13 protein-coding genes are annotated in these 13,163 nt (G+C 47.0%); 7 read left to right on the top strand and 6 right to left on the bottom strand.

Annotated features, from left to right (window positions below; genetic code table 11):
- Window positions 1-24: 24 nt before the first annotated feature.
- On the bottom strand, window positions 25-2,361 hold the full coding sequence (locus M3636_RS17005; RefSeq protein WP_251383307.1) for an ATP-dependent DNA helicase: 2,337 nt from the start codon (window positions 2,359-2,361) through the stop codon (window positions 25-27).
- Window positions 2,362-2,518: 157 nt separating this feature from the next.
- Between M3636_RS17005 and M3636_RS29565 the strand changes: the two genes are divergently transcribed.
- Together M3636_RS29565 and M3636_RS16995 are read left to right on the top strand one after the other, a co-directional pair.
- The gene (locus M3636_RS29565; protein WP_285858988.1) at window positions 2,519-3,016 is read left to right on the top strand and encodes an antibiotic biosynthesis monooxygenase family protein; all 498 of its coding nucleotides are present in this window, start codon (window positions 2,519-2,521) and stop codon (window positions 3,014-3,016) included.
- Window positions 3,017-3,236: 220 nt separating this feature from the next.
- Window positions 3,237-5,168 (top strand): LTA synthase family protein, encoded by a 1,932-nt coding sequence (locus tag M3636_RS16995; RefSeq protein ID WP_483311526.1) that lies wholly within the window; start codon window positions 3,237-3,239, stop codon window positions 5,166-5,168.
- 240 nt (window positions 5,169-5,408) lie between these two features.
- Here M3636_RS16995 and M3636_RS16990 read toward each other — a convergent pair whose 3' ends face one another.
- From M3636_RS16990 to cidR, 4 genes are all read right to left on the bottom strand, one after another.
- Window positions 5,409-6,080, bottom strand: a complete 672-nt coding sequence (locus M3636_RS16990) for a GNAT family N-acetyltransferase (RefSeq protein WP_251383305.1) — start codon at window positions 6,078-6,080, stop codon at window positions 5,409-5,411.
- Between the two features lie 63 nt (window positions 6,081-6,143).
- On the bottom strand, window positions 6,144-6,827 hold the full coding sequence (locus M3636_RS16985) for a GNAT family N-acetyltransferase (protein ID WP_251383304.1): 684 nt from the start codon (window positions 6,825-6,827) through the stop codon (window positions 6,144-6,146).
- A gap of 32 nt (window positions 6,828-6,859) precedes the next feature.
- Complete coding sequence (locus M3636_RS16980) at window positions 6,860-7,717, bottom strand: carbon-nitrogen hydrolase family protein (protein WP_145407126.1); 858 nt, start codon at window positions 7,715-7,717, stop codon at window positions 6,860-6,862.
- A 202-nt stretch (window positions 7,718-7,919) separates the two neighbouring features.
- Window positions 7,920-8,804, bottom strand: a complete 885-nt coding sequence (cidR, locus tag M3636_RS16975; protein ID WP_251383303.1) for a cidABC operon transcriptional activator CidR — start codon at window positions 8,802-8,804, stop codon at window positions 7,920-7,922.
- Window positions 8,805-8,967: 163 nt separating this feature from the next.
- On the opposite strand from cidR, the gene M3636_RS16970 reads away from it, so the two are divergent.
- From M3636_RS16970 to M3636_RS16950, 5 genes are all read left to right on the top strand, one after another.
- Complete coding sequence (locus M3636_RS16970; protein WP_251383302.1) at window positions 8,968-9,339, top strand: CidA/LrgA family protein; 372 nt, start codon at window positions 8,968-8,970, stop codon at window positions 9,337-9,339.
- The gene (locus M3636_RS16965) at window positions 9,336-10,016 is read left to right on the top strand and encodes a CidB/LrgB family autolysis modulator (RefSeq protein ID WP_251383301.1); all 681 of its coding nucleotides are present in this window, start codon (window positions 9,336-9,338) and stop codon (window positions 10,014-10,016) included. Before M3636_RS16970 ends, M3636_RS16965 begins: the two co-directional genes overlap by 4 nt.
- A gap of 105 nt (window positions 10,017-10,121) precedes the next feature.
- The gene (locus M3636_RS16960; RefSeq protein ID WP_128103952.1) at window positions 10,122-10,640 is read left to right on the top strand and encodes an AbrB/MazE/SpoVT family DNA-binding domain-containing protein; all 519 of its coding nucleotides are present in this window, start codon (window positions 10,122-10,124) and stop codon (window positions 10,638-10,640) included.
- 160 nt (window positions 10,641-10,800) lie between these two features.
- The gene (locus tag M3636_RS16955) at window positions 10,801-11,487 is read left to right on the top strand and encodes a Crp/Fnr family transcriptional regulator (protein WP_251383300.1); all 687 of its coding nucleotides are present in this window, start codon (window positions 10,801-10,803) and stop codon (window positions 11,485-11,487) included.
- An 84-nt stretch (window positions 11,488-11,571) separates the two neighbouring features.
- Window positions 11,572-12,408, top strand: a complete 837-nt coding sequence (locus tag M3636_RS16950; protein ID WP_251383299.1) for a DNA alkylation repair protein — start codon at window positions 11,572-11,574, stop codon at window positions 12,406-12,408.
- A 127-nt stretch (window positions 12,409-12,535) separates the two neighbouring features.
- Here M3636_RS16950 and M3636_RS16945 read toward each other — a convergent pair whose 3' ends face one another.
- Window positions 12,536-12,904: a DoxX family protein gene (locus M3636_RS16945; protein WP_128103954.1), complete on the bottom strand. Its 369-nt coding sequence runs from the start codon at window positions 12,902-12,904 to the stop codon at window positions 12,536-12,538.
- Window positions 12,905-13,163 lie beyond the last annotated feature (259 nt).

Raw genomic sequence — 13,163 nt, 5'->3', positions numbered from 1 at the left:
CTCCTGATTTTGTTTCAGCCCAGCTTACCTGGCCTTATTCGGGTGAATCAGCGTGTAGTCTCTCCACTCCTCCGGTAACAGCGAATGATACGGTTCCTGCGTGAACCGGTCGTCAATCAATACCAGAATGCCGTGGTCTTGCTCAGTACGAATGAGCCTGCCACCTGCTTGCAGCACTTTGTTCATACCTGGGAAAATATAAGCATAGTTGAACCCTCTGCGCCCTGTGCGATCAAAATAATCTTTAAGCACATTGTTCTCTAGACCAATCTGCGGTAACCCTGCACCGACCACCACGACGCCGTTCAGTCGATCACCAGGTAAATCCACACCTTCGGCAAATACGCCGCCAAGAACAGCAAAGCCCAGTCGAGTTCGCTCCGGATTCGGCTGGAACGCGTTCAAGAACTGATCCCGCTCCTCTTCACTCATACCTTGTTCCTGCATGACAGCATCCACCTGGCTCCCTGCAAACACTCGCATATACGTCTCATGCACTTCACGCATGTACGGATAGGAAGGGAAAAAGACCAACAAATTATGACGCGGGCGTTCAGCAACAAGTTGATCGAGTAGCTGAGCAATGGCAAGCCGTGATGCTTCTCGATCCTTGTAACGAACAGATAATGGCATGAGGCGCACGTCCAACTGTTCGCGAGAGAATGGGGAAGGCACCTGTAACGTATAGTCCTCTTCCCCTGCTCCCAGCATATCCCGGTAATAGCTCATCGGAGATAGCGTTGCTGAGAAATGCACGACGCTGCGGAAACCTTTGGCCGTCTGACGAAGCAGGGCGGACGGATCCAGACAAAATAGCTTAATTCGCACTTCACTGCGCTCACATTCTGCATAAGTCATGAACCGTTCATCATACAACTTGGCGATGCGCAGGAAATTCTGAGCGGTGAAATAGCCATCCAGCAGCAATTCATCTATCTCAGCATGCCCCGATCCTCCCTCCAGAAGACACTGCTCGGCAGCCATCACAAACGGTTCAAGCAGATCAATAAGCTCTTCCGGCATTTCTTGGTTATACAATTTATCCTCATCTCCGCCATTCTTGCGGATGGTTAGCAGGTACGTATCCACACCACCGGCACGATCAGAGATGGCTTTAGCCGCAGGCACACTGCTGGCTAATTCTTTGAATTCTCTTTTTAGTTCAAGAAAAACAGACTTCACCAGCTCAGCCGAGAACATATTCCGGCCACGATCCACTAGATTGTGCGCCTCATCCACCAGAACGACGGTTCTGCGCTTCTGTTCCTCCAGCATGCGTTTTAACGAGATTCGTGGATCAAAAATATAATTGTAATCACAGATGACTGCATCAGCAGCATAGGCTGCGTCGAGTGAGAATTCAAACGGACAGACGCGATGCTTACGAGCATACTGCTCAATGACAGGACGCGTCATTAATGTCTCATGTTCCAGCATGTCCAGTACTGCTCCATTGATACGGTCATAGTACCCTTCGCACATGCTGCACTGCCCTGCATCACAGGACTCCTCTTCCTTGAAGCAGATTTTGTCCTTGGCGGTCAGGCTTATGACGTGCATGTTTAACCCTTGAGCCTGCATTCGTGCAAAGGCTTCTTCAGCGGTAGCCCTTGTTGTCGTTCTTGCCGTCAGGTAGAACAGCCTTTCAGCCTCGCCCTCTCCAATGGCTTTGACCGCAGGAAAGAGCACCGACATCGTTTTGCCAATGCCCGTGGGGGCCTTCGCCATCAACCCCTTGCCCTCACGGATCGTCTGGTACACGGCTCCTGCTAACTTCCGTTGTCCTTCCCGGTATTTCTGAAAAGGGAACCCAAGCGCGCGTACACTAACATCACGCTTCTCTTCATATGCAGCAATCATCTCTGCATAAGGGGCGTAGCCAGCGATAACCTCTGCAGCAAATTGCTCAAGCTCATGCCTCTCCATCATGCGCCGGAATCGTCTCTCTTCACTATTCACCGTGTGCACATATGTTAATTGCACCTGCATTCTTGGCTCATCATTCACCCTTGCATACATATAGGCGTACATGATCGCCTGTGCCCAATGCACCGGAAGACCTTCACCCAGCTCATCAAGAGGACCCGCAGTAGACTTGATCTCATCTACCGTTAACTGCCCTTCAAGACGAATGATGCCATCGCAGCGCCCTTCAACAATATAAGTCAGGTCACCATGTTGAAGTTCTGCCTCTAGCACCACTTCCTTCTGGTCTTCCTCGGTGTACCCCTTCTGAACGCGCTGGTGGATTCTGGTTCCTTCCTGCATGGATGCATTGGTGCGGAATCCTGGCCGGATACTGCCACTACGATACACATATTCCACCAAAGGACGCACCGATATTCGAATAGTAGTTGTCATACGATCACCCGTTCTCATAGTATTCTCTATACTTTATCATAAATAGACACATCCTCGTCTATCCCATAATTGGACTCGTCCTATTTCGATGTGCTATGTTGTGGAAGATATGACTAGGGCAAATTGAGAAATGTCCTATACTAAGGAGGCCGTTACGATGTACATTTATTTGGTTCCTTCCCCTACTCCAGATGCTCTTGCTGCATATCCACACCTCACATTGCGCAGTGAAGATGAAGTTCGAATCGCGCTGGAGTCATCCGAACGATTGATGAACATCGAATCCGATGATCACGTTGCAGCCTATGAGGCTTTTGATGCCGCAGGAAGCTGGACAGGCGGTGGATTTGCTGTACTGAATAATATTCCTGTGACAGAAGACGGACGCGGCGACTTCGAGGAACGATTCAAAAACCGTGCACGCAAAGTGGAAGAAGAACCCGGTTTTGTCGGTATTCGTGTACTTCGTCCACTTAAGGATGACACATATGTTGTACTTACGCTCTGGCAATCCGAAGCACATTTCAAAGGCTGGCAGGAGTCTCAAGCCTATAGCCATGCCCACCGTAACCGGAGCACAAGCGAAGGGCTTACGGCCCAGAAGCCTAACATGTTTCCGCGACCTTCCTTTGTGACCACATATACCATAACGTAACTAATACATGATATACATTACGCATGTTATCCTGATGACCTCATCCTATTCGGATGGGGTCTGTTTGGGTTATGTAGACCTAGATCCTTTTTTTGACACAGGAACCCTCTAGATAGGATAATACTTGTTAAACGAAACTTCGGAAGGGAAGGCGGTACGTTTGTCACGCAGTTCACTCACCCGGTTTCTAAAAGGACCGTTTATATGGTTTACCCTGATTATGATCCTCAAAAGCTCACTTGCCTGGATCGTCATCTTCGATGATATCCCGCTGTGGAAACCCTTGCTCACGGAACTACCCATGATCTGGGCTTGCTTCTGTCTGATTGAATGGTTTGCAGCCAAACGGCGAATGTGGTTATACCTCGGGCTTAATCTACTGCTGTCAGGCATCTTCTTCGCCGCGATTATGTATTACAAATATTACGGTGTCATCGTCAACTATCATGCCCTCGCTCAGGTGAACCAGGTTACGTCTGTTAAGAGCAGTATGTTCTCTCTGCTTGACCCATATTATCTCTTTATTTTCACAGATATCGTTATTATAGGTGGCTTGTTAATCCGTCGCCGGATGAAATTCGGTAAACCGGAACACCCCGCTGAGAAGCTGGTGGAACGAAAGACGAGAAGGCGGATCGCGTCCGTTGTTCTCGTGATGTCACTCGTCATAGGTATGCTCAACATCTACCCTAACCGGGCAAGCATGAGTGAGATTACCCAAGCAGAACAGATGGGCATTCTTGGCTACGAAGCCTTTACCATTCTGGCAGATCGTCCAGATCAGCCTGTGCCTGTCAATCAGATCACTCAAGATCGAATTGAGGAACTGAAGCAGACAACCGAGCTGCCAGCGATCAATCTATCAGGAGCAGCCAAAGGGCGTAATGTAATCATGCTGCAGCTGGAATCGTTCCAGAATTTCCTGATCGGACTCCAAGTTGATGGACAAGAGATCACACCTCATCTCAACCAGTTGGTAAGGGATAGCATGTATTTTCCGAATTTCTATCAACAGGTGGGACAAGGAAATACGTCGGATGCAGAATTTGTGGTGAACACGTCGTTCTATATTCCACCCAATGGTGCAGCGGCTACCGTATATGCAGACAAAGCGCTCCCTAGTCTACCCAAACTCATGTCTGCCAATGGGTATCAAACGGCTACTTTTCACACCAACGATGTGCGATTCTGGAATCGGGATCAACTCTATCAGGCTCTGGGCTTCGACAAGTATTATGACATTAATTATTTCGGTATGGATGATACCATCGCCTTCTCTGCTTCAGATGATGTGTTATACGAGAAAACGCTGGATCAACTAGAAGCTATGCAGTCCGCTGGCTCACCCTATTACGCTCATATTATTTCAATGTCGGCGCACCATCCGTATCATTTGCCAGACAGCAAGATTAGTTTAGAATTGCCTGCTCGATATCAAGATACGTTGCCTGGCGATTATCTGATCTCCCAGCATTATGCTGATCAAGCGGTTGGGGCATTCATTACCGGGCTCAAGGAACGTGGACTGTGGGATAACAGTCTGCTTGTGGTCTATGGAGATCACCTGGGACTTCCCATCTATTCCTTAGATCCAGAAGATGAAGTGTTAATGGAAGAAATCTATGGACGAGCCTATACTTCTGTGGACATGATTAATATCCCACTCATCGTTAACGCACCTGGTATCACCCCTGCTGTGCAGTTGGAACAGCTTGGGGGACAAGTCGATATTATGCCAACGATTGCGGGACTTACTGGCGTATCTCTGCAAGATCAGCTTCATTTCGGTCAAGATCTGCTGCGAGAAGGGGGAAACCTGCTGCCAGAGCGTTATTACCTGCCTTCGGGTTCTGTCCTGAATGACACTTCCTTATTCGTTCCTGCTACGGGGTATGGGGATGGGGTGCACCATTCCCTTGCAAATGCAGGTCGACATGACGCACCTCAGTGGAATATTGCCAGCGAGACGGAGTCTCAACATAGTGCCGATGATGCTTCGACCACTTTAAGTGGCTCTTCCAGCTCTAGCGAGTTATCCGCTGCATCTTCTGCTGGATATGTCACCAAGGATCAATATGACCGAGCACTCCAGCTTATGCACTTATCTAATAGTTATCTGATTCAATTACCCGAGCATCATGCAGCGCAATAGCTAATGAGGTTGATTAAGAACTAATGCATAGTGACCCTCCCTTCGGTAACATGGGGGATGGGTTGCTTTTTTATTTTATAGAGCAAAGCCACCAGAGCTTCTTGGTACTCATTCATCCATTATTCGGACTTATTGAGCATTCCAGCGGAGAATAAATGATGTTCACTTGAACATGTAAAAAAACAAAAAAATAACCCGAACCCTAGAAAACCAGGGTTCAGGTTATTGGGCTTATTGCAATTACAAAGGCAACAATGGAACGGTTGTACGTGCAGACAGTTTGTCCACCATTTCCAGCCATTCCTTCGGTTTGTTCGGCAATACCGCATAGTAACGATTCAAGAAATCAGCTACGAGGCTCGCTGGCAGTTCACCCAGGTTCTCGTCACTTGGCATGAAGCACAGATCGAGTCCGCCTACAGCTTCGCCATCTCCTTGCCAGGATGGATGAACGTAAGGGAAGTCCAAACGTTGGTAACCAAGGTGTGACAACACTTCACGGCGTACATACGGATTCATCGGTTTAATGCCGCCAAACTCATGGTCTTGATCTAGATAAGGATTGTAAATCTCAGCAAACATACCGAATAGCTCTTTGCCATTCGCCGCTGCCAGACTCTTCAGATCACGCTCGCGATGGCGAGCAAGGAAACTACCGATGCCCAATCCTTCACGACCGATAATCGTAAAATCAGTCATAGCAACGTTCCAATCCTCATAGTAGCGGTATTCTGTAGCGCCAACTACATTACCTTCATGAACAGCAACGAACACCCGGATGCCCGGATCTTCCAGTGGCTCTTCCCAGAGTGGGAAATCCAATACTTCCTCTGCCGGGAAAATCTCTTGCATCAGCTTGTGCATCTGGGCGAACAATGGGTCTTTGATCGATGTTATACGCGTAAATTCCATATGATCATATTCCTCCTTAATATAGATGCCCTCAGGCATCCTTCGTAATCAAAAGCGGACTTTTTAAACAACCTCTATAAATGGGTTGCTCCACTCCATTAATGCGGCATAATCACAAGACTCCTCATCATCCAGATAATGAGCAGTGACACCGACCGGCATACGTCCACAACGGAGCAGGAATGATATGACGGGATCATGCAGTTCTCCTGCAACGACTTGCTCCAGATATTGCTCTGCAGACATCTGCTCTGCCACGAGATGGTATCCCGGCATTCTGCCAGCACCAAGCAGTCGATCCATTCCTTGATGAATAACCAATTGATACATCGCCTGCATCATTAACTGGGCAAGTCCCCATTTGCGATACTTCGGACGCACGCACAGATCCACGATATACAACGTATTACCATCGGGCTGATGATTGCGGATATAACCATCATCTGTAACCTCAGTCCACGAATGATTAACTGGTTGAGCCGGGTTCCATTGCATTCGAAGTGACGTCATGGACCCTGCAAGTTCCCCATCCACTTCAATACAGATGGCTCCGTCCGCATAATGCCTAACATGACTCGCCAGTTGTTCATGGTTCCAGAGCAGCTCCTCCGGGTAGGGTGGAGGGAAGCTCTCTGCCTGAATGCGGATCAATTCATCAAAGTCCGCTTCCGCATAAGTACGAATGACTGCTCTCACCGGCTTGCGCTGGCGATCCGGGCCGGTGATTCGTATTTCTTTATGATACATCCTGACCGACTCCTCCTCTCAGGCAGTTCAATCTATTCCCAATCGGTATACAGATCTGTACGGCGGTCACGCCACGTAGTTACCGAGCCACGCTCACGTACCTCATACAGCAAGTCTAGATCCAGATCAGCGGTTACAATCATATCGTTATTGATCTCACCTTCAGCCAGAATACCGCGTGGTGGGAAAGGTACATCGTTCGGTGTAATGATTGCAGCTTGTCCATAGTTGGCACGCATGAAGTCTACTGTTGGCAGATTACCCACCGTTCCAGTCAGCACCACATAGACTTGGTTCTCTACCGCACGAGCATGACTTGTATAACGCACACGGTAGAATCCATGACGGTCGTCCGTGCAGGAAGGACAGAAGATCACATCGGCACCCTTCGCTTTAGCCATACGCACGATCTCTGGGAATTCAATATCGTAACAGGTTAGCATCGCGATACGACCTTTATCCGTGTCGAACACTTCTAGCCCATCCCCAGCAGCCATGTTCCACTCTTCCACTTCTGTTGGCGTAATATGAATCTTCGCCTGGCGGGCGATACGACCATCTGGATAGAACATATGAGCCGTGTTATACAGCTTGCCTTCACGGCGAATGACGTGTGTACCGCCGATCAGATGCATGCCATATTTGGCAGCAAGCGACGTGAACAATTGCTCATATTGCTCTGTAAAGCTTGGTAGATCCTCAATCGTTAATGCATTTCCTTGTTCGTCCCCAATGGACATTAATTGGGTGGTGAAAAATTCGGGGAACAGTACAAATTCGGTTCCGAATTCGTCGGCTGTCCGTATGTAATGCTCTGCCTGTGCAGCGAACTGCTCAAACGAGCTAATCGTCTGTAATTGATACTGTACAGCGGATACCCGCAGTTTCATGACTCCACCTCCAAAATTAGTTAGATCCATTTCATACCATATCAACATGATTCTGATGTAACTATCTATAGATAGATTGAACCGTTCTGATCAATACCTAGCCCTGATTGAAGTAGCTGAAGATATTTATGAAATGGATTCTATTCTGCTCTCATTGTAACAACGAAATGCACGAATTTCTATTTTCATTTCTACAAACGCCCTACTTATTCAGCATAGACTGGGTGAACCCAATCCACTCCCTCGTGGCAAAAGAAAGATACCGATCCTTCCGCCAGATCATGCCAAGCTGCCATGGGATTACAGGCTCCGTCACGGGGATAATTCGAACACGCATATGATCGACCTCTCGGCAGATCGTCTCTGGTAGCAATGCTACGCCCAGGTTGGCTGCCACCATCGCACTGAGTAGATCCCACTGGGAGCTCTCATAGACAACCCGTGGCTGAAACCCTGCATCCTGACAAGCGGCAATAATGCGATCATGTAACGCAAAATCCTCTCGGAATAACACAAATGCGTCCTGCTCCAGTTCACGAAGTGCAACCGATGGTTTGCCCGCAAGTGGGTGTGTAGGATGCACCAACAGATTAAGCTTCTCTTTTACAAACACAAAATGATCCAAAACCTCATCCATCGTAGGTAATACAGCCACCCCGATATCAAGTGCACCGCTTATGACGTCAGCCTCAACCTTTTTCGCTCCGTCTTCGAATAATTCAATACTCACTTGCGGATATGCTTTGTGGAATTCACCAATAATCATCGGGAAAAAGCTGGACCCAACCATCGGCGGTAGTCCAATCCGCAAATGCCCCTTCTTCAGGTTCATCAGATCGTCCAATTCGGACGATAGACTGCGGAAGGACTTCTCAATCTCCACGGCCTGACGGAAAAAAACATGCCCTGCATCTGTCAGTTGAACCTTTTTGCCATAACGGTCCAACAGGGTTACACCTAACTCATCTTCTAAGCTTTTGACCGTCTTACTAATCGTTGGTTGTGTGATGAACAAAACTTCAGCGGCTTTGGTGAAGCTCTGTTGTCGAGCCACCTCTAGAAAATATTGCAAATGGCGGATATCCATCGTCTGATTCCAGCCTCTCATAGATAAATGGAATAGAAAACATTCTTAATATGCATTTTACTCATGAAAGGATGCAATGTAAAATTTGTGATACCAAGTCATATTTCAAACATTTTCATAAAAAACGAACGCACCCACGTTGATGATATAAGGAGGGATTCATGTGAAGAAATGGGGTCTTGGCATTCTCCAGGTTGCGATCTTGATGGCCTTCTCACTGTTCATGAACCAGCTTGCTGGTGCTCTCCATCTGCCTGTACCCGGCTCAATTCTCGGTATGGTTGCCCTCTTCCTGCTGCTTCAGACCGGCGTTGTGAAACTGCGCTGGATCGAGGTCGGAGCCGCCTGGTTGCTGGGTGAGCTACTATTGTTCTTCATACCTTCCGCCGTTGGAATTATGAATTACATGCCTATGTTAGAGCATGATGGATTGCAAATTTTATTTATCGTACTGCTTAGCACATTTCTGGTCATGGTCTGCACAGGCCTCGTTGCCACTCGGATTGCCAAACGAAAGGAGCGTCACACGGGATGATTGGATTCCTATGCTTGCTGTTAACTGTCGGAATTTACTGGATTGCCAAACGAATGTATCGCAGCCTGCCCAAAGTGTATCTGTCTCCGCTGCTCATTACGCCTCTTCTTGTCGTTGGTGTACTGCTTGCAACTGGCACAGATTATGCCGCCTACAGCAGTGGTGGCAAGTGGCTTAGTTTATTATTGCAGCCTGCAACGGTTGCCTTTGCGGTGCCGCTCTATACCTTTTTCCATATTCTCAAAAAACATATTTCGGAGATTGTCTTCAGTGTCATGACAGGCTCTATCGTTGCCGTTCTCTCTTCTGCCCTGCTCGCCAAATGGATGCGTCTTGACCCCGGGCTGGTGCACAGCCTTATCCCAAGATCCATCACCACGCCGATTGCCATGAATGTCTCGGCTACGATTGGTGGAATTCCGGCAGTGACTGCCGTATTCGTGATTATCACAGGGCTGCTTGGCGCGATTATGGGTCCTTCAATCGTTAAAATGCTTCGCATTGATGGAGAGATTGCTCGCGGAACACTCCTTGGAACCGGTGCCCATGGAACGGGAACCTCGAAGGCTTTTGAGCTGAGTTCGTTGACTGGAACCATATCAAGTATCTCCATGGTGCTTGCCGCGTTGTTCACTTTAGCCGTTGCGCCTATTCTTTCCAGTCTTATTTTCCCATAATAGATGGAATTATCCCTATTTTTTGAAATATTATTGTTGTATTAAAGCCCTTTCTTCCTTACAATAAGGACAGGTTTTAATTGCTAATATTGCGGGGGAGATGCGATGAAAAGAACCGGAATGAAGAGATCTCTGGACCGCCTTGGACGAATTGTCCTTCCCAAAGAAATGCGGGATACGATGGAAATCCATATCGGCGATCCTCTCGAGTTTTTCATTGAAGGGAAAGAGTTGATTTTGAGAAAGTACAAATCAACATTGTGTATTTTTTGCGGTGACGTGGATACGGAAATGTATTTCAAAGAGCAATTCATCTGCCGGACTTGTGCAATTCAATTAAAGCACCCAGATGACACTCCCGACTGGTTCGTACCTCAGACTAAACAGGCTCCTGCACCCGTGGAGCGTCCTGCTGGCAAACCCGCTACTAACTCATCTTCGGAATGGGAAGAAGGCCAAGCAGCTACAGGAACCGAATACCCGGATCTTCGTCCGAAAACGGCACGTATGCTGCAACAAATGAAGGAAATTGTTGAACAAAATCCAGGTTTAGCCCAACAGCAAATTGCCGAGAAGTTAGGCATTAGCCAAGGGCGTGTCTCTCAGCTCAAGAAACTGCTATAAGAGGTTGTTCAGTCTATTGAACCTGCACTAAATATAATGCATATATTATTAATATTTTTGGAGACCTTCCGATTCGGGAAGCCCGCCTGCAAGAGAACCCGTTGATCACTGTGGGTTCTTTTTTTTGATCAATACATCCTATGGAGTGGAAAGGAATCGTATGGAGAATATTCGATATTTATCCCAATTTAATCTCATGGCTTGCTTATCAGAACCCGACCTGATTGAAATGGACAGGATGACGTCGATCACGACCCTCCCCAAAGATACATTAATACAAACTCCCGACCAGTTTAGAGAAGGGTTCTATTTTGTGAAAAAGGGAACCGTCCGCCTATACACGATAAATGTAGAGGGTAAGCAATTTACACTGGATATGCTCGGTGAAGGTAACGTGTTTGGAGAGATGAATGGCATTTCACTTGGCACTCGTATGCTGTATATCGAAACAATGGAGGAATGTGACATATGCCTGATGAACAGGCAACGATTTGAAAAATTTCTTATCGAACATCCCAGATTCATGATGAACCTAATGAAAGTGCTGAGTGAGCGCATCCAAGGCATGAGTGAGTTGACACAGAAATTCGCTTTGGGGACTCTACACGATAAAATCATGCATAACCTCATTCGGCTCACCGCTCAGGTTGGATCAAGCGAAGAAGGCGAGTATTGCCGGATCAATTGTGCCATCACTCATCAGGAGATTGCCTGGATGGCGGGAGCCACCCGTGAGTCCGTTACCGTTGCACTTCAGGAGCTTATGAGAGCAGGCCGTATTCGTACCGGATATAAGACCATATCGGTACATCGCGAAGAAATGACGGCCAACCTTAGTACAAGCTAGCATTTGTAAGGTGCATTACATCTCTAATCCTCCACCCATTGTATCGTGTAGATTAACTAGATACTTTTAAGGAGGCATATTGTAATGAACCACAAAACAGTTCAGCCTGTAACTGAAGGCATTCTTTCGAGAAAAGGTGCACGCACAGCCAAGGACATCCCGAAGCATGTCCTTCAGCTATTACAAGCCGGGCAGATCGAATCTGTGAATCTCACGGAATGGCTGGCCGTTGATCATCTGCTGCTATTTCAACAGATTATTCTTGAAAGGGGAATACCTAACGAGAGCCATGAAATCATTGAACAGATAGCTCAAATGAGGGAGCATCGTATTATGAAGATCATTCCCGCTATTGCCAGTGGATGGCTACAAATTATGGATAAACAAGATTTTCAGGGGCGATCTTCTCTCTTCTCTGCCCTTGCAGAGCATCAATCCGATGGTGTACGCTGCTGGGCTGCATATATCATTGGATTAGATTCTCGTCTGAATCTAGCAGATAAATTAGAGCGAATCACTCCATTTGCAGCTGATCATCATTTTGGCGTGAGAGAAATCGCCTGGATGGCCGTTCGATCCCCTGTCACCGCCGAGCTGTCAGAAGCATTAGAACTCCTCACCCACTGGGTAACCCACCCAGACCCACTTATTCGACGCTTCGCCATAGAAGTGATAAGACCGCATGGTGTCTGGTCCAAACATATTCAGCAGCTAAAAGAGCAACCCGAGCTCGCCCTCCCCCTGCTTGAGCATGTAAAGTCAGATACGGTTAAATACGTACAAGACTCCGTCAGTAACTGGCTGAACGATGCCAGCAAGTCCAATCCTGATTGGGTTCGTCAGATATGTAACAACTGGGCTGAACAATCGGATACTAAGCATACACGGCGAATCATTACACGTGCACAACGTAGTCTATGAACCGAGCCATTCACCATGCTTGTGATTAGCCTTTGCGGCGGACGGTTCTACGGACATAAATCAAAGAGAGGATTGCTGTTTATCTTACAGCAATCCTCTCTTTGATATGACTATGTGAAATTGAACGTTAAGCTTGTACCGCTTCAATATCCGTATCTTCCATCTGACGCAGACTCACAATCAGAACAACAATATTAGCCACCAGCAGCACCGCTGGGAAAGGAATAGCTCCATACTGTCCATAGATCAAGTGGCTTCCTACAGCCCCGATCAGGATAAACGTCAGCAAGCCAGCAGCCAGAACACGGGTACGTGGAATTAACAATCCAACGGCACTTAGAAGCTCAACACCGCCAATCAGATACATGGTCCATTTTGGATAAGAGAAGCTGTCAAAGGTCTGTACCATCATATCCGCACCCACAACCTTGTTATACCCCGTCATTACAAATACACCTGCAAGCACAACTAATAAAATATATCCTAAAATTCTCATATGTATGTTCCTCCGTTTTAATATGTCATGTTAGTTGTTGTACTAATCGTACTTCAATTTAAAGGTCTCTTCGTCTTCATTCTATGTAAAGGTTACCGAGGTAACTCTATCTTTCGCTTCAGCTAAAGGTGATACATCCCAGCATAATTATATGTATACATATAATACAGACTAAAAATCATTAACTTACTTTTATGAAGTGAGTATATAATAATAAGATTATTTAATCAAGTAATTTTTTGATAAATGGTGTATAATA

It is taken from the genome of Paenibacillus sp. MER 99-2 (genome assembly GCF_023714095.1).
In the GTDB taxonomy this organism is placed as follows: Bacteria; Bacillota; Bacilli; order Paenibacillales; family Paenibacillaceae; genus Paenibacillus.
The sequence above is the reverse complement of the archived record's forward strand: the minus strand, read 5'-3'. Positions and strand labels throughout refer to the sequence as shown.